This is a genomic window from Pseudomonas sp. MF4836, from assembly GCF_002018875.1.
In the GTDB taxonomy this organism is placed as follows: domain Bacteria; phylum Pseudomonadota; class Gammaproteobacteria; order Pseudomonadales; family Pseudomonadaceae; genus Aquipseudomonas.
Genome location: NZ_MVOL01000012.1, coordinates 30,782 through 53,042, shown reverse-complemented (window position 1 = coordinate 53,042; position 22,261 = coordinate 30,782). Strand labels below are relative to the sequence as shown.

Here is a 22,261-nt window from a genome sequence, read left to right as displayed (position 1 = left end):
AGGTCGCATTGATGCAGCCAATGTGGACCGCGAGCTGGCGCACTATATCCGCAGCCCGGGCTTTTTTTTAGCCCGGCGCCGCACTTGGCGCCCGGAGTCAGCCCGTGTAGCTGGACACCCGATTGCGTCCGGCATGTTTCGAGGCGTACAGCGCCTGGTCGGCCCAGCCGATCAGGCAGCGGTGGTCCTGGGTCGGGCGGTCGAGGCTGGCGACACCGAGGCTGATGGTGAAGCGAATGCTCTGGCCCTGATGGATGACTTCCTGGTGCTCGACCGCCTGGCGCAGGCGCTCGGCCAGTTTGCAGGCGCCGTCATGGTCGGTGTGGGGCAGGAGCAGGGCGAACTCTTCGCCGCCATAGCGCCCGGCCACGTCACCTGCGCGCACGTGCTGGCGGATCAGGGTCGAGACCTGGCGGATCACGGCGTCGCCGGCGGGGTGGCCGTAGCGATCATTGATCGACTTGAAGTGATCGATGTCGAGCATCACCAGGGACATGCCGTGGCTCTGCCGCTGGTAGGCCAACTCCACGCTCTGCTCCCAGTGTCCACGGTTGTAGAGCTGGGTCAGGTGGTCGGTGCGCGACAGGTGCTGCAACTGGGCATTGGCGCCTTGCAGGGCCTGGCTGTTGATCGCCACATCGGTGACGTCATAGATCACCAGGCACACGTGGTGGATTTCGCTGTTGGACGAGCGCAGCGGCAGCAGGGTGGTGTTCTGGAACATGAACTCGCCCTGGCCGGTGATTGGCTGGTAGTTCTTGAATCGCACCAGGTACGGACGCTGCTTCCAGATGGTGAAGGCCGGGGTACCCAGGGCCACCACCCGGCCGAGCTTGCGGCTGAACCACTCCTGGTCGACCTCGGGAAACAGCTCGAAGAACGAGCGGTCGATGGCGTCCTTGGACTGCACCCCTGAGCGGTTCTCCATAAAGCTGTTCCACACCTGGACCTGGCATTCGAGGTCCAGGACCACGATGCCGACGTCAATGCTCTGGACGATCGCCAGCAGCCAGTGCAGCTCACTAAAATCCATTCGGTTGCGCATGGGCTCAGCTCATCAGGTAGGAAAGTTTTTGCTCCAGCAGCTCCATGGAGCCTTCGGTGAACAGCAGCAACAGGTCGAAGTGGATGTTCTGTTCTTCGAGGCTGTAGCTGATTTCCACGGCCTGGGTCTTGGCCCAACGTTGCTGATTGAGGCGGATCAATTCATCGATCGAGGTCTGCTCCCCCAGCACCTGCGGGTGGCCGACGGAAAAGAACACATCCAGCTGGTCGGCGATGCTGCTCAGGCAGGCGCCGATCAGGACGCTGGAGAGGTCGATCAGCACTTCCATTTCCTGGTACTCGGCGGTGCCGTGCTCCATCAGCTTGGCGATGTCGGCGACCTCCGAGTCATAGAACATCAGCAAGGCCTCGCCGGCGATGCCACTGCCGATGTAGCTCTGGCAGATGGCGGTCAGTTGCTGGGCGCGGTTGGCGTCGGCCAGCAGCATCTGCAGCTCGCCGGCTTCGAGCACATTGACGTGGGGAATCGGCAGGTGCACGAACACTTCGAGCACCTTGGCGATCAGCGCCGCGGCGTAGCCCATGGATACGTTGACCGTTTCGCGGAACGCGTCGCGAAAGGTCACTTGCGGGGCTGGGGAGGGCGCCAGGGCCGGGACCTGGACCGTGCCGTCGAGCAGGCGCAGTTCGCCGAGCAGCGCGCGCAACTGGTCCGGGTCGAAGGGCTTTTTCAGGAAGGCCCGGGCGCCCAGCTCGCGGGCCCGGCGAATGGCTTCTTCCTGCACATCACCGGAGATCACAATGATCTGCGCCTCGATGCCTTCGGCCTGGACCGCGCTCAACAACTGATAGCCATCCATCACCGGCATGGTCAGGTCCAGCAGCACCACCTGGCCCAGCCCCTGGCGCAATGCCTCAAGCCCCTCCTGGCCGTTGCAGGCCTGGGTGACGGACACTCGCCATTCGCTGGGCAGGGTTCGCAGCACCTGCTTCCTGGCCATGCTCGAATCATCACAGACCAATAACGGGATCATGGGTAGACAGAGTTCATTGCGAAATATCCAGGCAGCCGCGGACTGTTTCAGGAAGTGCAGTGCGGTCCTTGCGCGGCCACTTCTTGAACGGGGTTTTTTATGCAGCGCGCACTATAGAGCGGCCGATGCTTATAGAACAAGCCAGTTTGACGCTGTATCGGGCTTATATAAGGAGTGCCAATCGGCTTATTTAATCGCGTGGTTTATTCCGCGCCACAAGTCTCGGGCCAGGCGTGTGAATGGTGCGTATTCTCTGGCGTCAGGCAATTGGCGGCTGGCACTGGAGGAGGAACTTCGATTAACAAAAGTTTGAAATCAAGCGATTGAGCTGAATCAGTCTTTATTGATTGAACAGCAACTTTGCCTGGCAATTGTTGGCAATTACCGTTCGTGAGTTGTTCATGGGCGTTGCACTGTTGTGTTGCACTCTTGTGGTGCTCGGGTAATGCAATTGTTTACTTCATGAGTGGCCGGGTTCGGGTCGATCTGCGCGAGTTGTTGGGACACGCCCGTGCTCGACCCTGGGGCCGCAGGTTAAGATTGCCGGCACTTTTCACCGTCGATGCCGTCAATAGGCGGACCCGTACGATCGACCCCAAGGAGCGACATGATGTCCGACACCCCCCTCGAGCAAGACGAGCTGCCATCGACCGTGGGCTGGGACGGGATTTCCCAGCGCCTGGAAGCGCTGTATCCCGGCCAGGAACCCCAGCATTTCGGCACCATCATTTCCTATAGCCTCGGCGGCAACGATCCGTTGGACGGCATCAGCGTCTACAAGAACCTGGAGCCGCTGCCCCATTGGCACTTCATCACCTACGGCTTTTCCGAGCTGTACGCCAAGGAAAACGATAATGCGCAGACCAGCGGGTTTGGTTTCGAGCTGACCTTTCGCTTGGCCTGCGCCGCGGATGAAGCCCATCCGCCAACCTGGGCGATGAACTTTTTGCAGAACCTGGCGCGCTATGTATTCGGCAGCGGCAATGTGTTCCGTGATGGCGACTGGATGCCGGCCAACGGTCCGATTGCTCGCGACCAGCCGACGCAGATCTGCTCCATGGCTTTTATCAGCGACCCGCAATTGCCCGAGTTGGACACCGCCAATGGCAGCCTGACGTTCCTGCAGGTGGTGGGCCTGACCGATGACGAAGAGCAGGCCGCCAAGCGCTGGCGCACCCACAAGCTGCTGGATGTTCTGCTGCCTTATATGCCGCTCTGGATCACCGATCTTGAGCGTGAGTCGCTGCTCGACCGGGGCCAGGTTCGCCAGCAGATTGCCGAAGGCCTGAGCCGCGACGGATCCGCCAGCGGCTACCTGTACACCGACCTGCTGCAAGTGACCCAGCAGGAACGCCTGCTGCGCTCGACCCAGACCCGCATCACCCTGGCGGCGCGCCAAGCCGATGAACTGCTGGCCCTGTTGCCATTGCGCCTGCCATTCGGCAAGCCGTTCCTGGTGGCGGGGGCCGACTGGCAACTGCGTTTCGTGGCCGGGGAACAGGACCAGTTGCAGATCGAAGACCAGTTGCTGACCCTGACCCTGACGCCGGCGAGCCTCGACGAGTTGCTGCGCACCCTCAAGCCGCAGGCCGGTGAATACCGGTTGGCCGGCTTCAAAGGGCTGGAGTGGCAGTTGCAGTAACGGGCGCTCAGCGCATCATCAGCCCGCCATCCACCGGGTACTGGCTGCCGGTGACGAACGAGGCGGCATCGGATAGCAGGAACAACGCCACCGCTGCCGCTTCATCGGCGCTGCCCATGCGTCCGAGCGGCACCTGGCGGGTGATGTGTCGATCAAAGTCCTGCTGCGCCTGGGGACCGAGAAAATCACGAAAGCCGGTGGCGATGGGCCCTGGCAGCAGTACGTTCACCCGAATCCGCCGTGTGCTCAAGGCACTGGCCCAGCAGCGAGCCATGGACACCAGCGCGCCTTTGCTGGCGGCGTACAGGCTGGCCATGGCGGCGGCTTCGTAGGCGGAGCTGGAGGCGCTTACCAGTACCGACGCCCCCGGCTTGAGCAGCGGCGACAGGGCCGCCAACTGCAAGGCCGGGCCGCGTACATTGGTCGCCAGCATGCGGTCGAACGCCTGGGCGTCGACCTGTTCCAGCGGCCCCAGCTCGGCGTAACCGGCATTCAGCCACAGGCCGTCGAGCAAGCCGGCGCCGGCCACCCAGTTCGCCAGGGCCTGGCCGGTGTCGACGGCTGCGGCGTCGTTGCGCAGGGCTCGGCCATGGGCGCCCAAGGTTGCGGCAACGGCTTCCACCCGCTGGGGATCGACACCGGTGACCCAGGCCTCTCCGCCTTCGGCAATGATGCTTTGGGCGGCGGCGTGGCCCATGCCGCGGGTGCCGCCGGTAATCAGAATGCGTTTCCCTTCAAACCTGCCCATGGTCCTCGAGCTCCTCGATAGATAGCGGAAGCGCCAGGATTTCACCCTTGGATTGATTAGAGAATGCCGTAGTATCGCCATGGCTTATTAAGCTGGAGATACATAATGCGTGGCAGTGAACATGCCGAGCTGCGGGCATTCGTCGCAGTCGCCGAGCAGGGCAACTTCGCCCGTGCGGCGGCCCATCTGGGCGTTTCGGCCTCGGCGCTGAGCCAGACCATCCGTCATCTGGAGGAGCGTCTCGGCGCCCGTTTGTTGAACCGAACCACGCGCAGCGTGAGCCTGACCGAGATCGGCAGTGGCCTGCTGGATCGGCTGCGGCCGGCCCTGGCCGATATCGATGCGGCGGTAGCGACGGCCATGGGCGCAGCCCACGCTGTGCCGGCCGGCAGGGTGCGAATCAACAGCACCCGGGACGCCGCGGTGCATTACCTGGCGCCGCTGCTGGCCGGGTTTATGCAGGCCCATCCGCTGATCAGCCTGGATGTGGAGGTCGACGATCGCCTGGTGGACATCGTCGCCGGCGGCTTTGATATCGGCATCCGCCTGGGCGAGTGCCTGGAGCAGGACATGCACGCCCTGAGCCTGAGCGGTGAGCTGCGGATGATGGTGGTGGCTGCCCCCGGCTATCTGCAGCGCCATGGCACACCGCGCACTCCCCAGGACCTGCGCGGGCATCAGTGCCTGTCCTACCGCTGGCCGACCGATAACAGCGTCTATCGCTGGGAGTTCGAAAAGCGTGGCCGCTCATTGCAAGTGGCGGTGGAGGGCGCCCTGGTGGTCAGTGATCCGCAACTGCTGACCCCGATCGTGCTGGCGGGGGCCGGTATCGCCTATGTATTCGCCCATCAGGTCCAGGCCCTGGTGGAGCAGGGGCGGCTGGTGCACCTGCTGGCCGACTGGACGCCGGCGTTTCCCGGGTTCTATCTGTATTACTTCAGCCAAAGGCAGATGGCCCCGGCAGTGCGCGCGTTTATCGATTTCGTGGGCCAGGCGCTGCCGTCGATTCAGGCCGGGAAGGCGCTTTTGGCCGATTAAAATGTCAGATTTTGAGTCGCGGCCTGGACCTTTTCCCGCAATGCGCAATCATTAGAACGTGGAAAATCAACAGGAGAGACGCATGTTCATTCGGTCATTGACCCTCGCAACCCTGCTTGCTGTCGCCGGTCCCCTGCTGGCCGCCGACAATGACGGCCCGTTGGCCCAGGAGCTGGGCAAGGCGCGCCCGCTGATAGTCATCGCCCCCAGCAGCGTCGATCCGACACTGATGAGCCTGAAGAAGTCGCTGGACGAGCCGGCCAATCGCCAGGCCTTTACCGAACGCAACATGGTGCTCTACACGGTGATCAACACCATGGGCCAGCGCGACGGCAAGGACCTCGATCCGCAATCCACCATGGCCCTGATCCGCAGCCTCAAGCTCGGGGCGGGGGCCCAGACCAAAGTGATCCTGGTGGGCAAGGACGGCGAGAAGAAGCTCGAACACTCCGGCGCCATTGAACTCAAGGAAGTCTTCGCCACCATCGACCAGATGCCCATGGCGGAAAAAGAAGCCGCTGCCCCCGCGCCAGCCCCGGAACCCGAAGCCAAGCCGACCCACGCCGGCAAGGCGGGCAAGGCCGCGAAACCGGCGGGCCCGGCCAAGCCCCTGGATGACTGAACGCCAAACGCGGGCAGGGGCGAGGCCGTGCGCCCCTTGACCGGCAACCAACCCCATCGGGTACCTTAGGCCACTCGTTTCTCTGGCCGGGTACCGCCTCCCATGTCTTCACGCCGCTCCACCCTGATCGCCCTGCTGGTGGCGGTGACCTTTTTCATGGAAAACCTCGACGCCACGGTGATCGCCACCGCGCTGCCGGACATGGCCCGCACCTTTGGCGTGGCCGCCGTGGACCTGAACATCGGCATGAGCGCCTACATGCTGGCGCTCGCGGTGTTTATCCCCATCAGTGGCTGGCTGGCCGATCGCTTCGGTTCGCGCTGGGTTTTCGGTTCGGCCATCGTCCTGTTCAGTGTCTCGTCCCTGCTGTGCGGCTTGAGCGACAGCCTGCAGACCTTTGTCGCGGCCCGGGTGCTGCAAGGCATCAGCGGCGCGATGATGGTCCCGGTGGGGCGCCTGGCGGTGTTGCGGGTCACTGAAAAGAAGGACCTGGTGCGGGCGATTTCATTCATTACCTGGCCGGGCCTGGTGGCACCGATCCTGGGGCCGCCGCTGGGCGGGTTGATCGTCACCCATGCCTCCTGGCCCTGGATCTTTTACCTCAATCTGCCCCTCGGCCTGCTGGCCCTGATCGCCGCCCTGGTGCTGTTGCCCAGGCGCGACGAGCTTCGTTCGCGCCGCTTCGACCTGGCTGGCTTCGTGCTGGTGGGCGGCGCCTGTGCGGCGATTCTGTATGGGGTCGAGCTGCTCGGCCTGGGGCGCGCCCAGTGGTGGCCGGGGCTGATCCTGGCCGGTGCCGGGCTGCTGCTGGCGGCCCTGGCCTGGGCCCATATGCGCCGCCGTGAAGAGCCGCTGTTGCACCTGGCGGTGATCGGGGTGCGCACCTTTGGTGTCAGCCTGTTCAGCGGTTCGCTGTTTCGCATCGCCATCAGCACCTTGCCGTTTCTGTTGCCGCTGATGTTCCAGCTCGGGTTCGGCCTTTCGGCGCTGGATGCCGGGCTGCTGGTGCTGGCGGTGTTTGCCGGCAACCTGGCGATGAAACCCTTCACCACGGCGGTGATGCAGCGCTGGGGGTTTCGTCCGGTGCTGCTGGTCAACGGCATTCTCGGCGCCTTGGCGATTGCCGCCTGCGCCTGGCTGGAGCCGCGCATGGGGTGGCCGCTGATTATGTTGATCCTGTTTGTCGGCGGCTTGTCTCGCTCGATGCAGTTCACCGCGTTCAACACCCTGGGATTTGCCGATGTGCCCAAGGTGCAGATGAGCGATGCCTCGACCCTGTTCAGTATGTTTTTCCAGCTGAGCATGGGCCTGGGGGTGGCCATCGGTGCCTTGCTGCTGCGTCTGGCGATGACTGCCCATGGCAATGATGGGCAGGCCGCCACGGCGGATTTTCAGCTGAGCTTTCTGTGGGTTGCGCTGATCGCCTTGCTGGCGTTGCTGGGCACTTTGCGCCTGCCGGCCAAGGCCGGGGAGGCGGTGCTGCAATCCAGGTAAGGCGCCGTGCTCAGGCTCGACCCAGAGCCCGGCACAGGCCCTGGACGATCAGTTCCACCTCGTCGGCATCGATCACCAGGGGCGGCAGCAAACGGATGGTCTGGCCCCGGGTGACATTGATCAGCAGGCCTTGTTCGCGGGCCGCGAGCCCCACCAGGTCAGGCTGCGGGCGCTTGAGTTCGATGCCGATCATCAGCCCCAGGCCGCGCACCTCAAGCACCTCCGGATGGGTCCTGAGTTCATTGCGCAAGCGTTGCAGCAGTTGCTCGCCCTGGCGCCGGGCGTTGGCCAGCAGGCCCTGTTCCTCGATGATCTGCAGTACGGTGCAGGCCACCCGGCACGCCAGGGGATTGCCGCCAAAGGTGCTGCCGTGGCTGCCGGGGGTGAACAGTTGCGCGGCCTTGCCCCGGGCCAGGCAGGCGCCGATGGGAATGCCGTTGCCCAGGCCCTTGGCCAGAGTCATCACATCCGGCACCACCTGTTCATGCTGGCAGGCGAACCAGTGGCCGGTGCGACCGATACCGGTCTGGATCTCATCCAGCATCAGCAACCAGTCGCGCCGATGGCACAAGGCGCGGACCGCCTTGAGGTAACCCGGCGGCGGCAGTTGCACACCGCTTTCACCCTGGATCGGCTCCATCAGCACGGCGCTGATGCGTTGCCCGTATTCGCTGGCGATGTGTTCCAGGGCGACGATGTCGCCGAACGGCACCTTGATGAAATCCCCCGGCAGGCAGCCGAACCCCAGGCGCACCGCAGGCCCGTCGCTGGCTGACAGTGTGCCCAGGGTGCGCCCGTGGAAGGCGTTTTCCATGACCACCACCAGGGGCTGCTGGATGCCTTTGTTCCAGGCGTGCAGGCGCGCCAGCTTGAGCGCGGTTTCATTGGCCTCGGCCCCGGAATTGTTGAAGAACGCGCGCTCCATGCCGGCCAGGGCGGTGAGCTTTTGCGCCAGTTGTTGCTGCCAGTCGATGGTGTAGAGGTTGGAGGTGTGCAGCAGCAAGCCGGCCTGTTCGCTGATGGCCTGGACCAGCTTCGGGTGGGAGTGGCCGACACCGGTCACCGCGACGCCCGCCACCGCATCCAGGTATTCGCGGCCGGCCTGATCCCAGAGACGGGTGCCCAGCCCTCTGATGAAACTCAGGGGCTGGGGTTGGTAGGTGTGCATCAGGCTGGTGGCGGGCATGGGCTGAAACTCCATCTCGGGTGGGGGTTTTTCCAGTATCTTTGGCCACCAATGCTGGATAAACGCGCTAAACCTTTAATGATCTTCAATCAGGGCTTGATAATGGATGTGTTCCTGGCGATGTCGGTGTACGTCAAGGTAGTGGAGAGCGGCAGCATGACGGCTGCTGCGAATGAGTGCGGGCTGTCGACGACCATGGTCGGCAACCACGTGCGGGCACTGGAAGAGCGCCTGGGCGTCAGCCTGCTCAATCGCACCACACGCCGCCAACGGCTCACCGAGTTCGGCGCCGATTACTACCAGCGCTGCCTCGCGGTGCTGGGGCTGGTGGCCGACTCCGAACGCCTGGCCGAGCAGGCCCAGGGCGAGCCGGCGGGGATCTTGCGCATCACCGCGCCACTGACCTTCGGCACCGAACGCCTGGCGCCGGCCCTCAGCGAGTTCTTGCAGCGCTGCCCCCAGGTCAAGGTCGACGTGGTGCTGGCCAACCAGCGCCACGATTTGATCGACAGTGGCTTCGACGTGGCGATCCGCCTGGGCAATCTCGAGCCATCGGCGCTGATCGCCCGGCCGCTGCAGGACTACACCCTGACCATTTGCGCCGCCCCGGACTACCTGCGGCGCTGCGGTACGCCGCAGACGCCTGGCGATCTGCAGCAGCACAATTGCCTGGCATTCGCCTATCCGGCCGGGGATGAGTGGAGTTCCACAGCCCGCCAGTGGCCGCTGAGCGGGCCCGAGGGCGAGGTGCTGGTGCCGGTGTCCGGCTCGCTGGTGATCAACTCGTCGGCCGGCTTGTATCAGGCGGCCCGCGCCGGGCTGGGGGTGGTGATGCTGCCCGACGCCCTGGTCCAGGAAGACCTGGAGCAGGGACGGCTGGTGGCGGTGCTGCAGGGCTACCAACTGCCCCGGCGCGCGACCCACCTGCTGTACGCCCAGGACCGCTACCGGTTGCCCAAGCTGCGCAGTTTCGTCGAGTTTGCCCTGGAGAAATGGGGTAGGGCGCCTTAGCGCCGGTTCACGATCCGCTGCACTTGGCTCATGGGGCGTTAAAGATGGCTTCCTTGAGCGTCGCTCGCTCGATCGTGAACAGGTTCTTAGATCGACTCGCTGGCGAGCAGCAGCATGGCCGCCGACAGGGTATGGCCGTCGGTGATCTTGCCGCTGGCAATCAGGCGCATCAGCTCCTGGCGGGTCACCCACAGCAACTCATCCACTTCGCCGTCGGTGTCGCCGGCAGTCTGGTCGTCGATCAACACCTGGCACACCGCGATCGCACTGGCGATCAGCGAGGTGTTGCTGTGCAACAGACCCAGGTCCTTGACCTCCCGGGCCTGCCAGCCGGTTTCTTCCAGCAGTTCGCGGACGGCGGCGTCACGCGGGCTTTCGCCCGGGTCGATGGCGCCCCGGGGAAACTCCAGGGACATGCCGCCGATGGCCCGGCGCTTGAGGTGGGCCAGCATCAGGCGGCCATCGGCCAGGGTCGGCACGGCGACCACGCCATTCACCGCCTGGGGTTCCTTGATGATGAAGTAGCCGTTTTCACGCACGACCTTGAAATACGGGGTTTGCAGCAGGGTTTCGTCAGCGGGCTTCATGCGCGGTATTACTCCAGAAAGCAGCGATCAAAAAGGTACAGCTGGGTAGGCTTGAGGTTGGCCAGGGTGGCTTGCGGGCGGCCACCGTCGCCGCTTTTCTTGCGTCCGGTTTCTGCCAGGTGGCCGGCTTCACTCATCTTCAGCAAGCGTTGGCGGATGCTGGTTTTCAGTACCGGGCGAGCCAGCACCAGGGAAAAGATGCTCACCGCTTCCGGGGCGCTGAACTCGTTGCCGAGAAACATCAGTGGCAGGCTGCTGTAGAGCGACTTCGACAGCAGGCGTTCCTGCACCGCGGCCACCAGGCGGTTGTGGTCGAAGGGCAGTTTGAAGCTGGCGCTGGCCACCTCGTTCAGGGGCTGGAATACCTGGTGCTCGGCCAGCGGCACCGGGTCGCTGACGATGGCCAGGTAAAAGGTCGAGGACGACCAGCAGCGGGGGTCGCGAAAGGCGTCGCCGACAGTGCCGACCTGTTCGATCCAGGCCAGGGGCATGTCGACTTTGCTCGAGGCGCGCAGGCGTTCCACGGCGTCCTCCAGGCTCAGGTCGACGACGTCGCCGTTGACCACGATCCCGGGCAGGGCCCAGTGCCCGGCGAAGGGTTCGCCATCACGTTTGTTGAGGAGGATTTCCAGCGCCTGGGTGTCCCGGCAGTAGCGCAATACACACAGGTCGATGGTGTGCAGGTAGGCGCTTTGTTTGGTGGTGCGGTCTTGCATGTCAGTTCCCGTGGGCGGCGTAGAGGCCGTAGTTTAGCGGATCCATGCCCGGTGCCATCCAGTGGCTGGGCAAGCTTTCACCCTGGGCCAGGCGTTCACGCATGGCGGTGCTGCGTACGCCGATCTGTTCCTCGACGCAGAGCACGGAAAACCGCTGCAGCAATTCGGCGCCGCGGTAGAAGCTGGGCAACAGGGCCTGCACGTCTTCGCCCACCACCAGCGCGATCTGCTTGTCGGGGATGTCGAGGCCGGCGGCCAGGCGATCGAGCAGGGTGTAGCTGTAGATCGCGCCTTCAACGTCGCGCGCCAGCTGTTGCTCGATGCGGCTCACCCTGACCTCGGCAGCACAACGGCTTTGCACATGGGCCACGATGGCTTGCAGCCAATTCATGCGCAGCTCGAAATCGGCCATGCGCTTGCCGTAAGGATGGCGGAAGCTGGGCGCCACTAGCACCCGGCGTGCCTGATGCGAGGCTTGGACCATGACTTGGGCATGGCCGGCATGGGGCGGATTGAACGCACCGCCATAAAGGGCTATCTCGTACATCGTGGGCTCTCCCTATTGGTACATGACGTGTACCTTAGCATCGAATTTTGCAAAGGGATATGCCTCAGGTTGCCCCATGTATTGGATAATAAATGCTAGGTTGTGAGTGGCATGAAAAATAGTTGGCACGAACTGTTGATATGAAAGTACATGACGTGTACCTTATGTTCCATGCAGAGGAGAGACCCGCCATGAACGCTTCAACCCTGAAAACCGCTTCCTTCGATGTCGATGCACAAAAGAGCTTCACCCCGCTGTGCCCTGACGAGCTGCCGGTAGCCGGTGGCGATCGCATCGGCGGCGAACTGAACTTCATGGCGAGCCTGGCCGGCCTGCGGGTCGGCAGCAAGGATGCCCACAGCCCGCAAGCACCGTGGGTCGTGGCCGAGCACTCGCAGATGCTCCAGCCCACTGGCCTGGAACATGCCGACATTACCTGGGTCAGCCACTGCGTTCCCGGCACCGAGGGGTTCACCCTGCTGGACGAGCTGCCGACGCCCTATGACTACGACTACTTCGTGTGGAAGGGCGTGGAACCCGACCTGCACCCCTACGGCGCCTGCTACCACGACCTGCACGGCAAGCTGTCCACAGGGGTCATCGAGTACCTGCGCAGCCAGGGTGTGGCCCAGGTGATAGTCGGCGGCCTGGCCCTGGACTTCTGCGTCAAGACCACCGCCCTGCAACTGGCCGCCGCCGGGTTCAAGGTGATCATCCACTTGCCGGCCTGCCGCGCCATCAGCGAGCCGGGCGCCGAACAGGCCATTCGTGACATGCAGCAAGCGGGTATCTCGATGGGCGAGACCCGTGAACAGACCGCCGAACTGGCAAGCGCATAAGGAACCACCATGGAAAGTGCATTCGATCGCAGCAACGGCGTCATCCAGAGCCTGCTGGACACTGATTACTACACCTTCACCATGATGCAGGCAGTGTTGCACCAGCACCCCAATGTCGAAGTCGAGTACCTGTTTATCGTGCGCTCCAAGGAGCGGCTCGGGCACTTGATCCCGGAGATCCGCGAAGAGCTGGAAAAGCTCGCAGGCCTGCAGATGCGCGAAGGTGAGCAACGCTTTCTGTTCAACAAGCGCTTTCGCGAGTACCTGACGCCGGACTTCGAACAGTTCCTCGGTCTGTTTCGCTTCAACCTGCGCTACATCCATGTCTCGGAGGTCGACGGCCAGCTGAATATCCGGGTTCGCGGGCCGATGCTGCACTGCATCATGTTCGAGCAGCCGGTGCTGGCGATGGTCAGCGAGTTGCGCAACCGGGACAAATACCCGGATGTGGAGCTGGCCGATGTCACCCGCAAGCTGTACCAGAAATTCGAATGGCTGGAAAAAAACGCCAGCCGCGAAGAACTCGCCGAGTTGCGGGTTTCGGATTTCTCGACCCGTCGGCGCCTGTCGTTCCGGGCTCAGCGCGAAGTGGTCAATGTGATGCGCAGCGACTTCCCCGGGGTGTTCGTCGGCACCAGCAACGCGCACCTGGCCTATGAGTTCGACCTGCCGTTGATTGGCACCATGGCTCACCAATGGCTGATGGTGCACCAGCAACTGGGCCGCTTGCGGGAGAGCCAGAATGCGGCGCTGGAGAACTGGGTGCACGAGTACCGCGGCCGCTTGGGGATTGCCTTGACCGACTGCATCAGCACCGACTTTTTCCTCAAGGATTTCGACCTGTACTTTGCCAAGCTGTACGACGGTTTGCGCCAGGATTCGGGAGATCCCATCGTCTGGGCCGACAAAGTGCTGGGGCGCTATGCAGAGCTGGGTATCGACGCCAGGACCAAGGATCTGATGTTCTCCGACGGCCTGAACTTCGAGAAATGCCTGCCGATCCTGCGTCACGTGCGGGGCAAGGCCCGGTTCGGTTTTGGCATGGGCACCAGCCTGGCCTGCGACGTCGATGGCGTCGAGCCGCTGAGCATCGTGATGAAGCTGGTGAGGGTACACGGCGAGCCGGTGGTGAAGTTCTCCGATGACCCGATCAAGAACGTCTGTGAGGACGTGTCGTTCCTGCGCTATGCGGCGCAGGTGTTCAACGTCGATCTGAATAATCAGTAACGGGAGCTGGATATGAGCACGCAATTGCAAGACAGGATTGCCCTGGAGCTGGGCATTGATCGGCAACTGGTGGCGGGCGGCGAGCAGGGGGAAATCAGCCGCCGGGTCGAGTTTATCAAGTCGGTGTTGCGCGGCTCCGGCTGCAAGGCGCTGGTGCTGGGCATCAGCGGCGGGGTGGACTCGCTGACCGCCGGGCGCCTGTGCCAACTGGCAGTGGAGCAGCTGCGTGAGGAGGGCGCCGAGGCTCGGTTTATCGCGGTGCGCCTGCCGTACAAGACCCAGGCCGATGAGCGCGATGCCCAGGCGTCCCTGGACTTTATCCAGCCGGACCTGATCACCACCAGCAACATTGCGGCCTGTGTCGATGGGCTGATGGCGAGCATTCAGATCGAGGGCTTGCAGCCCAGTGCCGAGCTGACGGATTTCGCCAAGGGCAACGTCAAGGCCCGGGCACGGATGCTGGCGCAGTACGCCATCGCCAACTTCAGCCAGGGCCTGGTGGTGGGGACTGACCATGGAGCGGAGGCGTTGATGGGGTTCTTCACCAAGTTCGGGGACGGTGCCTGTGACCTGGCGCCGCTGTCCGGCTTGACCAAGACCCAGGTGCGGTTGCTGGCCGATGCACTCGGCGCGCCTACGCAACTGGTGCGCAAGGCGCCGACCGCCGACCTCGAGGAACTGGCCCCCGGCAAACTCGATGAACAGGCCTACGGCTGCACTTACGAGGAGATCGATGCCTACCTGATGGGACGCCCGGTGACCGAACCAAGCCGCACCCTCATCGAAACCGCCTACCGCAACACCGCCCACAAACGCGAACTGCCACGCACGCCGAACAGCGGTTTGTAGCGGCTGCCGAAGGCTCGGGCCGCGTTCGGACGCTGGCCCTCACCAACACCGCCTCATGTACCTGACACCCCACGGCGTCCTCGAGGGCCAGCGCCGCCTCGCGCTGCTCGGCAGCGGCTACGCAACGCTACAGGGTGTCGGGTTTTTGGGCGGCGAGGTCGGTGCGGATCTGCTCGGCCAGTTGGCGGCAGTCGCGGGTGCCCAGGAGGCGGTCGATGCCTTCGATTCTTTCCAGTGCTTGTTCGATATCAAAGGCCCGGCCTTCGAGTACATCCAGTGCGTTGTTGTGCAGGGCATACGCCAGGTTGGCGGCGAGGCTGACCCCCAGGTCGCCGTCGGTGCAGGCGCCGAACTTGTGCGACAGCTGCTGGCGCATGTGGTACAGCGCCAGGGCGAAGAGGCGTTCTTGGGGTGTGCTCATGTCAGGCTCCGGCGATCAAAAGGTGTGTTTCAGTCCGGCCATTTGCGCAGGGCGGCGCGGCAGTCGTCGGTCAGGGCGGGCAGGTGTTCGGCCAGCTCCGGCCAGCCCATCTGCTCGAGCGCTTCGCTGGCCATTTCGCGCAACGGCGCCCATTGCGGGTCTTCGAAGCCATTGCTCTCGAGGGTGCCGTAGGCGGCCGGGCTCAAGGCTTCGCAGGCGCTCAATAACCTGCGCAGCAGCAGGCACAACTGCGGTTGCAGGTGCGCGGGAAAGCGTTGCACAAAGGTGTCGAGGTATTCGAGGAAGTGCGACCACAGGTTGCATTCGGCGCAACAGCCGATGTCTTGCTGCTGGGCGTTGGCATCGCTGCTCAAAAACACCAGGGTCGGCGCCAGTTCACCCACCAGAATGATTTTTCGCCACTCGTCCTGGCCGTACCAGGTCCAGATCAGCGAGGCGATTTTTTCTGCGGATTCCAGGCCGGTTTCGCTCATGGCCTGTCCCCGACATGCCACCAGGTAGGGCGCTCATCGCTGTAGGAATGAGCCGTGGGCATCAGCGCCGGGTGCTGGTTGTCATCGAAACAGCCCAGCAGCAGGGCGATGGTCGGCGCATCGTCGATCGCACCCAGGGAACTGCCGCAGCTCGCGCAGAAAGCCCGGCTCGAGTAGTCCGATGACCTGAAGGTGGAGGGCGCGCCGCCCGGGCCGGTCCAGCTTACCCGCTCAAGGGGGAACTCGACCCAGGATGCGGTCAGCGAACCGGTGTGCCGTTGGCAGTATTTGCAGGAGCAGGTGTGCGGGTTCTCGGCAGGCCCCCGGGCCTGGAATCGGATGCGTCCACACAGGCAACCGCCGTGGTAAGTCGATGCGCTCATTGCGAATTTCCTTCGGGGTTGTGGACGGGCGCGTGCCACTGGGCTTCTTCGATCTTGCGTTTATAGGCGACCTTGGCCTCATCCGGGTTGCAGGAGACGATGCTGTCGACTTCGACGAACCCCTTGCGCCGCACCTGCATTTTTCGGCACAGGTTGCCACACGCGCCAAAGATGACGGCGATGCTGAGCATGCCGAGGGCAAACCAGTGGCTGTCAGGGTCAGCTATCACCGCGAACAGGGCCACCCCCAGCACCATCAGGGCAATGCAGGCGAGACCGTAGAGACCGACGAAAAACAACCAGAACACGCCAAACAGGCACGCCGCGAAGTTGATGCCGTCGCCAATCGCTTCCAGTTGGCCCTGGGGGTTTTGATAGACACGGTGGAGGCGCTTGTATCGAGCCTCGAGCATGCTGTTGAGGCGTTTTTCACGCGCGGCGACCAGCCCTTTCTCCTTGGCTGAAAGATCGCTGTCGTCGGTGATTTCCTGGAAGGTTTCCCGCAGCAGGTAGTAGCCGGTGTCGTACCAGCTCCGGCCGGTGATAAACACCGCATCGACCCGATAGCGGCGGTTGAGTTTCAACTGCTCGTCGCCATGGAAGAAACTCGCGGCCGAGGTCTCCATATGCAGGTGGTGGGGGCCGAAGTTGTATTTGAAAATGGGCCTGCCGCCTAGACGTGCGAGCTGCCAGTCAAAATAACCCTCCAGTTGTTGCACCTCGAGGCCGCTGACATCAGGCGCTGGCCGCTCCTGGGCTTCGGCCCGCTTGACCAGGTACCAGGCGCCGGCCAGGGCACAGAGAAATGCGATGAGGATGACCTTGGCAAACAGTGGCCCGTCCATCAGCGATAAAAGGATCAGGCAGGGGATCAGGACGATGGTCGACACCACCCCGACTTCCCCCACATCAGTGTAATTGTTGCGCAGCAATTGCTTGTTGATGCGCTCGATGGTTGCCGCGTCCAGGGTTCGGGTCACGGGGCTGCTCATTGAGTGCAAGCCTCGGGCTTTTGTGGGCTCCCTTCGGGAGTGAGGTCGGTCACGTGCCACTGGGCTTCTTCGATCTTGCGTTTATAGGCGACCTTGGCCTGATCCGGGTTGCAGGACAGCACGCTGTCGACCTCGACAAAGCCTTTGTCTCGGGCCTGTTTTTCTCGCCACAGGTTGCCACACGCGCCAAAGACTGCGGCGATGATAAACAGGCAGAGGGTTAACCAGTGGTAGTTGTCGTCAGCCCACGCGGCGAACAGGGACAGGCCCAGTGCCGCGAGGGCTATCCAGGTGGCTCTGTCGACGCGTGCGGAGAACGACCACAACACGCCGAGAAAAAACGCCGCGAAGTTGAAACCTTCGCCTATGGCTTCCAATTCGCCCTGAGGGTTTTGGTAGATACGGTAGAGGCGCTTGTATTGGGCTTCGAGTTGTTGGTTGATGCGCGTTTCACGCTCGGCGACCTGTGCTTTCTGTTCGGCTGAAAGGTCGCTGTCGTCGGTGATTTCCTGAAAGGTTTCCCGCAGCAGGTAGTAGCCGCTTTCGTAGGCGACCGGTTCAGTGAGATACAGCGCATCGACCCGGTAGCGGCGGTTGAGTTTCAACTGGTCATCGCCGCTGAAAAAACTCCCGGGCAAGGTCAGCAAGTGCAGGGTGTAGGAGCCGAAGCTGTACTTGTAATCGAGGCCCGTGCTGGTACGGACCCTCTGGCGGTCAAAGTAACCCTCCAGTTGTTGCACCTCGATGCCGCTGACATCACTGGCTGGCCGCTGTTGATTGTTCGTGCGCTTGACCAGGCACCAGGCGACGGCCAGGAAACAGATAAAACCACCCAGGATTACCTTGGCAAACAGCGGTCCGTCGAGCAGGTAAATACCGAACAGGCAGGGGGGCAGGTAAAAGATCAAGTTGAACCAGGCGCCCAGCGCGTCACCCCTTCTGGTCCGCATCAGGTGCTGATTGATGCGCTCGATGGTTGCCTGGTCCAGGGTTCGGGTCACGGGGGAGCTCGCTTGGCACCGGCCAGTGGCGGGTGCAGGTTGAAGGGTGCGCCTGAACCTCCCGTCAGTGGGGGCGATCCATGCCTTTGACGGGGCGCAGCCTACTGAAAAACAGGGCGAGTCATCAAGCAGCGTCTGCGATCCCGGCTTGATGACTCCGGCCCTGGGTGCAGCGCGTCGTCAGCGCAGGCGTTCGAGCATCTGGTAGTACCACATGCCGGCGGCCAGCATCGGGTTGCCCAACTGGTCGCCGAAGGGCACGCGGATGTGGCGGCAGGCGGCGAAGGTGTCGTAGTGCTCCAATTGCCCGGTGATCGCCTGGGCCATGATCTCGCCCATGATGTGGCTGGTGGCGATGCCGTGCCCGGAGTAGCCCTGGCAGTACCAGACGTTGTCCGAGAGCTTGCCCAGTTGCGGGATGCGGTTGATCACGATGCCCATGGCGCAGCTCCACTGGAAATCGATGCCCACGCCCTTGAGCGCCGGGAAGGTGCGCTCGATGCAGGGTCGCAGTTCGCCGGCGATGTCCCGCGAGTCCTTGCCGCTGTAGTTGGCGCCGCCGCCGAACAGCAGGCGCCCGTCGGCGGTCATGCGGTAGTAGTCGAGGACGAAGCGGCAGTCGTACACCGCCAGGTCCTCGGGGTTCAGGCGTTGCGCCAGGTCGCCCAGGGGCTCGGTGGTGACGATGCCGCCCATGGCGGGGAAGATCTTGCCCTTGAGCTGGCCCGGCTCCAGTTTGTGGTAGACGTCGCCGGCCAGCAGCACCTGCTTGGCGTCGATCCGACCCTGTGCGGTAATCACTGCCGGCTGGGCACCGTGGATGATTTCCAGCACCGGGCTGTGTTCGAAAATCAGCGCCCCCAGGCTGTGGGCTGCGCGCGCCTCGCCCAGGCACAGGTTCAGCGGGTGCAGGTGCATGTTGCGGGTGTTCTTCAATGCGCCGTGGTACAGCTCGCTGCCAAGCAGGCTGCGCACTTGCTCGCGGTCCAGCAGGCTGACCTGGTCACCCAGGCCGCGGCGTACGGCTTCCTCGTGATCGGCCCGCAGCTCGGGCAGGTGGCTGGGCTTGTAGGCAGCGTGCAGGTGACCGTGCTTGAGGTCGCAGGCGATGGCGTATTTGTCCACTCGCTGCTGGATGATCTGGTGCCCGCGCCAGCGCAGGTGCCAGATGAAATCGTCGACCTCGGCACCGAGTTTGGCGCGCATCTGTTTGCGCATCGCCTGGTCGCCCGAAAGGCTGCCGGTGACCTGGCCGCCGTTGCGTCCGCTGGCGCCCCAGCCGATCCGGTGGCTTTCGACGATGGCGACCTTCAGGCCTTTTTCCGCCAGCTCCACGGCGCTGGCGACTCCGGTGAAACCGCCGCCGATGATGACGACATCCACCGCGACCTGGCCTTGCAGGGTGGGGTAGGCGGTGGGGTCATTCAGGGTGGCGCTGTAGTAGGACGGGCAACGCTGGCTGGCGGCCAGCGGGTTCTGGATAGCAGTCATGGGTGATCCTCGGCAATACAGGGAATCGACCGGTGCCCAGGGCAGCCGGCCGCCGAATCAGGCCTGAGGCGCTATCCGCGACAATCGGCGTCGACCGTGACCAATGGGTAACGGGAGCTGCCAGACAGGAGGCGCGGGAGGGCGATCAGGCGTGTTGCGGATGATCCGGAGGGCGCGAGGAATGACGCAGGCGGGAACGGCACAGGGCCATGGGCAGGTTGACCAGCAGGCGACTCTTGATGCCAAGCCCGACGCCCACGCTGCGACCACTGGGCTGGGCCAGTTGCACGAAGGTTTGCGGTGCGTCTCGCAGGGGGCAGGGCTGCATCAGCCGAGGCGTCTCGTGGTCGGTTCAGGTCGGGGAATGCTGAACACAGGCACACCGTTTTACCGGGGCCGGGCCGTGCTGCCAAGGGGGAGGGGGTGAAATATCCGGCTTGCCGGTGCGCCGGGTGCGTTCAGTAGATCCACGGAATCAGGCGCCAGGTGTGGGCGCAATAAGCGTTGTAGCGCTTGCCGAAGGTCTGGCGCAGCAGTGCCTCTTCGGCATGGATACGGGCTACCAGGGGCACCAGCATCAGCGCGGTCAGCAGCAGGCCGAGGCTGGAGCGAAACGCCAAGGCCCAGCCGATGGAGTTGATCAGCAGCCCGAGGTAACTGGGGTTGCGCAGGGTGGCGTAGAGGCCGGTGGTCACCAACTGGTGCCCGGGCTGGATCGCCACCAGGCCGCTGAAACGCTTGCCCAGCACAAATACCGGCCACAGCCGCAGAACGCCACCGGCGACGAACAGCACCACGCCCACCCAGCGCACATCGCCCTTATTGAATGTCCACAGGTGCAGCCGGTCGCTGTAGGCGGGAACGAACGCCTGCAGCAGGCCGATCACGGCAAAGGCGGGCAGCACCCAGCGGTTGCCGGTGTCTTCGCGTTCGCCGGAGCTGAGGTTGCCCTCGCTGAAAAACGTCGCGCCGGTCATCGCCAGGGTGGCCAGCACCAACACCCACAACGCCGGATGGGCGAAGAATGCAGCAAACCCGCCCCTGCCAATGATCGCCAACCCCAGGTAGAGCAGGGTGCCGAGCACAGTGAAAACAGCCAGCCTGGGGGAGATTTTCATCACGGCGCTCCTGTTTCGCGAGGGCTACTTGTTCAGTGTAGGAGGCCGTTCGCTGCCGATCGGAATTTCATCGCCGGTCAGGGCGCCGGCTGTTTTTCCGCGAGCTGCTCCACCAGGAAATCAATAAAGGCCCGGGTCTTTTGCGGCACCCGGCGCGCCGAAGGGTAGACCGCGTTGATGGTGATCGGCGGTGCCTGCCATTCGCACAGCACGGGCACCAGGCGTCCGGCGGCCAAAGCGTCCTCGACGATAAAGTTGGGCAACAGCGCAATGCCCATCCCGGCCTCGGCGGCCTGGGCCAGCAGGTCGCAGTTATTGGCGTGCAGCGGGCCGGTCACGGTCACGCGCTGGGTGTCCTTGCCGTTGCTCAGTTGCAGGCTGACTCCGCTTTGCAGGTAGCCATAGTTCAGGCACTGGTGCTGGCTGAGGTCGCGGGGCACCTGGGGGACGCCGGCGCGGGCCAGGTAGGCCGGCGCGGCGACCATGATCCTCGGCGCCGGCGCCAGCAGCCGGGCAACCATCGAAGAGTCCGGCAGGCTGGCGATGCGGATGGTCACATCGAAGCCGCCGCGTACCGGGTCCACCTGTTGGTCGCTGAGCACCAGTTGCAGTTCGATGTTCGGGTGCAATTGATGGAACAGCGGCACCAGGCGTCCGAGCCGGCGCAAGCCAAAGGACATTGGCGCGTTGACCCGCAGCACGCCGCGCAATTCGCCGATGCCGTCGCGGGCACGCTGCTCGGCTTCATCCAGCGAGGCCAGGACTTCGCGTGCCGCGTCGTAGTACTCGGCGCCGGCTTCAGTCAGGTGCAGGCTGCGAGTGGTGCGCTGCAACAACTGCACGCCGATGGCGTCTTCCAGCGCCTGGATCTGCTTGCTGACTTTCGAGCGCGGCACGTCCATCGCCCGGGCGGCAGCGGCAAAGCCGTTTTCACCGACGGTGACGACAAAGGCGCGCATGCATTCGATGCGGTCCATGATTGTCCCTTATTTAGAATTAATGATTCTCGATTTTGTGGGATTGTCCCTTTTTTGTCGAGCGCCTAAATTAGCCACCAAGCCGGCAGCAAACAGTCTTCCACGAAGCACGCCGCGGCTCACTCATCGAACCGAACACACCGACATCAAAAGGAACGCGCCATGTCCATTCGTGAATTGCTCAACCCGTCCAACTCCACCCTGATCCTGATCGACCACCAGCCGCAGATGTCCTTCGGCGTGCAATCGATCGATCGCCAGACCCTGAAGAACAACACCGTGGCCCTGGCCAAGGCGGCGAAGATCTTCAACGTGCCGACCATCCTGACCTCGGTGGAAACCCAGAGCTTCAGCGGCTACATCTGGCCGGAACTGCTGGCGGTGTTCCCGGACCAGCAGCCCATCGAGCGCACCTCGATGAACTCCTGGGAAGACAAGGCGCTGGTCGAGGCGGTAAAAGCCACCGGGCGCAAGAAACTGATCATGGCCGCGCTGTGGACCGAGGTCTGCCTGAACTTCCCGGCCCTGGAAGCCCTGGCCGAAGGCTATGAGGTGTACATCGTCACCGACGCTTCCGGCGGTACCACCAAGGAAGCCCACGACATGTCGGTGCAGCGCATGATTCAGGCCGGCGCGGTGCCGGTGACCTGGCAGCAAGTGTTGCTCGAATACCAGCGTGACTGGGCGCACAAAGAAACCTACGACGCGGTCATGGGCCTAGTGCTGGAACACAGCGGCGCCTACGGCATGGGCGTGGACTACGCCTACACCATGGTCCACGGCGCGCCGCAGCGTCAGGTCAAGTAAGGCCAGGCCGCGATGGGCGCCCGGGTGGCGCC

The 22,261-nt window shown here is 63.6% G+C and carries 25 protein-coding genes; 9 read left to right on the top strand and 16 right to left on the bottom strand.

Features of this window, described 5'->3' with window-relative positions:
- Positions 1 to 97: 97 nt before the first annotated feature.
- Entirely contained in the window at positions 98 to 1,045 is a 948-nt protein-coding gene (locus tag MF4836_RS25150) for a sensor domain-containing diguanylate cyclase (RefSeq protein ID WP_078472561.1), read from the bottom strand.
- 4 nt (positions 1,046 to 1,049) lie between these two features.
- Positions 1,050 to 2,039, bottom strand: a complete 990-nt coding sequence (locus MF4836_RS25145) for a response regulator (RefSeq protein ID WP_078472560.1) — start codon at positions 2,037 to 2,039, stop codon at positions 1,050 to 1,052.
- A gap of 610 nt (positions 2,040 to 2,649) precedes the next feature.
- Between MF4836_RS25145 and MF4836_RS25140 the strand changes: the two genes are divergently transcribed.
- The gene (locus MF4836_RS25140) at positions 2,650 to 3,681 is read left to right on the top strand and encodes a suppressor of fused domain protein (protein WP_078472559.1); all 1,032 of its coding nucleotides are present in this window, start codon (positions 2,650 to 2,652) and stop codon (positions 3,679 to 3,681) included.
- Positions 3,682 to 3,688: 7 nt separating this feature from the next.
- On the opposite strand, the gene MF4836_RS25135 is transcribed toward MF4836_RS25140, so the two are convergent.
- Positions 3,689 to 4,429 carry an SDR family oxidoreductase gene (locus MF4836_RS25135; RefSeq protein WP_078472558.1) on the bottom strand — a complete coding sequence of 247 codons (741 nt, stop codon included), beginning with the start codon at positions 4,427 to 4,429 and terminating at the stop codon, positions 3,689 to 3,691.
- Positions 4,430 to 4,534: 105 nt separating this feature from the next.
- Between MF4836_RS25135 and MF4836_RS25130 the strand changes: the two genes are divergently transcribed.
- From MF4836_RS25130 to MF4836_RS25120, 3 genes are all read left to right on the top strand, one after another.
- Complete coding sequence (locus tag MF4836_RS25130; protein WP_078472557.1) at positions 4,535 to 5,467, top strand: LysR family transcriptional regulator; 933 nt, start codon at positions 4,535 to 4,537, stop codon at positions 5,465 to 5,467.
- Positions 5,468 to 5,549: 82 nt separating this feature from the next.
- Positions 5,550 to 6,089 carry a DUF4174 domain-containing protein gene (locus MF4836_RS25125; RefSeq protein ID WP_078472556.1) on the top strand — a complete coding sequence of 180 codons (540 nt, stop codon included), beginning with the start codon at positions 5,550 to 5,552 and terminating at the stop codon, positions 6,087 to 6,089.
- A 102-nt stretch (positions 6,090 to 6,191) separates the two neighbouring features.
- Complete coding sequence (locus MF4836_RS25120; protein WP_078472555.1) at positions 6,192 to 7,583, top strand: MFS transporter; 1,392 nt, start codon at positions 6,192 to 6,194, stop codon at positions 7,581 to 7,583.
- A 10-nt stretch (positions 7,584 to 7,593) separates the two neighbouring features.
- On the opposite strand, the gene MF4836_RS25115 is transcribed toward MF4836_RS25120, so the two are convergent.
- A complete protein-coding gene (locus MF4836_RS25115; protein ID WP_078472554.1) occupies positions 7,594 to 8,769 on the bottom strand; it encodes an aspartate aminotransferase family protein in 1,176 nt (391 codons plus the stop codon).
- A gap of 102 nt (positions 8,770 to 8,871) precedes the next feature.
- On the opposite strand from MF4836_RS25115, the gene MF4836_RS25110 reads away from it, so the two are divergent.
- Positions 8,872 to 9,780, top strand: coding sequence for a LysR family transcriptional regulator (locus tag MF4836_RS25110; RefSeq protein ID WP_078472729.1), 909 nt, complete (start codon positions 8,872 to 8,874; stop codon positions 9,778 to 9,780).
- An 86-nt stretch (positions 9,781 to 9,866) separates the two neighbouring features.
- On the opposite strand, the gene MF4836_RS25105 is transcribed toward MF4836_RS25110, so the two are convergent.
- From MF4836_RS25105 to MF4836_RS25095, 3 genes are read right to left on the bottom strand one after another with little or no spacing between them, the layout of a single operon-like run.
- Positions 9,867 to 10,367, bottom strand: a complete 501-nt coding sequence (locus MF4836_RS25105) for an NUDIX hydrolase (RefSeq protein ID WP_078472553.1) — start codon at positions 10,365 to 10,367, stop codon at positions 9,867 to 9,869.
- 8 nt (positions 10,368 to 10,375) lie between these two features.
- On the bottom strand, positions 10,376 to 11,083 hold the full coding sequence (locus tag MF4836_RS25100) for an NUDIX hydrolase (protein WP_078472552.1): 708 nt from the start codon (positions 11,081 to 11,083) through the stop codon (positions 10,376 to 10,378).
- Between the two features lies 1 nt (position 11,084).
- Positions 11,085 to 11,630, bottom strand: coding sequence for an adenylyltransferase/cytidyltransferase family protein (locus MF4836_RS25095; RefSeq protein WP_078472551.1), 546 nt, complete (start codon positions 11,628 to 11,630; stop codon positions 11,085 to 11,087).
- A 191-nt stretch (positions 11,631 to 11,821) separates the two neighbouring features.
- On the opposite strand from MF4836_RS25095, the gene MF4836_RS25090 reads away from it, so the two are divergent.
- From MF4836_RS25090 to nadE, 3 genes are read left to right on the top strand one after another with little or no spacing between them, the layout of a single operon-like run.
- Positions 11,822 to 12,469 (top strand): nicotinamidase, encoded by a 648-nt coding sequence (locus MF4836_RS25090; RefSeq protein WP_078472550.1) that lies wholly within the window; start codon positions 11,822 to 11,824, stop codon positions 12,467 to 12,469.
- 9 nt (positions 12,470 to 12,478) lie between these two features.
- Entirely contained in the window at positions 12,479 to 13,696 is a 1,218-nt protein-coding gene (gene pncB / locus MF4836_RS25085; protein WP_020298819.1) for a nicotinate phosphoribosyltransferase, read from the top strand.
- A gap of 12 nt (positions 13,697 to 13,708) precedes the next feature.
- Positions 13,709 to 14,545: an ammonia-dependent NAD(+) synthetase gene (nadE, locus tag MF4836_RS25080; protein WP_078472549.1), complete on the top strand. Its 837-nt coding sequence runs from the start codon at positions 13,709 to 13,711 to the stop codon at positions 14,543 to 14,545.
- A gap of 127 nt (positions 14,546 to 14,672) precedes the next feature.
- Here the strand turns inward: nadE and MF4836_RS35620 are convergent, their stop codons facing one another.
- The 9 genes from MF4836_RS35620 to MF4836_RS25035 all read right to left on the bottom strand — a co-directional run bounded on the left by MF4836_RS35620 (position 14,673) and on the right by MF4836_RS25035 (position 21,422).
- Entirely contained in the window at positions 14,673 to 14,966 is a 294-nt protein-coding gene (locus tag MF4836_RS35620) for a hypothetical protein (protein ID WP_078472548.1), read from the bottom strand.
- Between the two features lie 29 nt (positions 14,967 to 14,995).
- A complete protein-coding gene (locus MF4836_RS25070; RefSeq protein WP_078472547.1) occupies positions 14,996 to 15,460 on the bottom strand; it encodes a hypothetical protein in 465 nt (154 codons plus the stop codon).
- Complete coding sequence (locus MF4836_RS25065; protein ID WP_078472546.1) at positions 15,457 to 15,843, bottom strand: GFA family protein; 387 nt, start codon at positions 15,841 to 15,843, stop codon at positions 15,457 to 15,459. The genes MF4836_RS25070 and MF4836_RS25065 overlap by 4 nt, the downstream gene beginning before the upstream one ends.
- The gene (locus MF4836_RS25060; RefSeq protein ID WP_238596198.1) at positions 15,840 to 16,823 is read right to left on the bottom strand and encodes a DUF2628 domain-containing protein; all 984 of its coding nucleotides are present in this window, start codon (positions 16,821 to 16,823) and stop codon (positions 15,840 to 15,842) included. Before MF4836_RS25060 ends, MF4836_RS25065 begins: the two co-directional genes overlap by 4 nt.
- An 8-nt stretch (positions 16,824 to 16,831) precedes the next feature.
- A complete protein-coding gene (locus tag MF4836_RS25055) occupies positions 16,832 to 17,836 on the bottom strand; it encodes a hypothetical protein (RefSeq protein WP_078472544.1) in 1,005 nt (334 codons plus the stop codon).
- 180 nt (positions 17,837 to 18,016) lie between these two features.
- Positions 18,017 to 19,327 (bottom strand): NAD(P)/FAD-dependent oxidoreductase, encoded by a 1,311-nt coding sequence (locus tag MF4836_RS25050; RefSeq protein ID WP_078472543.1) that lies wholly within the window; start codon positions 19,325 to 19,327, stop codon positions 18,017 to 18,019.
- Positions 19,328 to 19,472: 145 nt separating this feature from the next.
- Complete coding sequence (locus tag MF4836_RS25045) at positions 19,473 to 19,655, bottom strand: hypothetical protein (RefSeq protein WP_078472542.1); 183 nt, start codon at positions 19,653 to 19,655, stop codon at positions 19,473 to 19,475.
- A gap of 130 nt (positions 19,656 to 19,785) precedes the next feature.
- Complete coding sequence (locus MF4836_RS25040; RefSeq protein WP_078472541.1) at positions 19,786 to 20,445, bottom strand: methyltransferase family protein; 660 nt, start codon at positions 20,443 to 20,445, stop codon at positions 19,786 to 19,788.
- Positions 20,446 to 20,522: 77 nt separating this feature from the next.
- Positions 20,523 to 21,422, bottom strand: a complete 900-nt coding sequence (locus MF4836_RS25035; RefSeq protein WP_078472540.1) for a LysR family transcriptional regulator — start codon at positions 21,420 to 21,422, stop codon at positions 20,523 to 20,525.
- 162 nt (positions 21,423 to 21,584) lie between these two features.
- On the opposite strand from MF4836_RS25035, the gene MF4836_RS25030 reads away from it, so the two are divergent.
- Positions 21,585 to 22,229 carry a hydrolase gene (locus tag MF4836_RS25030; RefSeq protein WP_020298808.1) on the top strand — a complete coding sequence of 215 codons (645 nt, stop codon included), beginning with the start codon at positions 21,585 to 21,587 and terminating at the stop codon, positions 22,227 to 22,229.
- Positions 22,230 to 22,261: the final 32 nt, after the last annotated feature.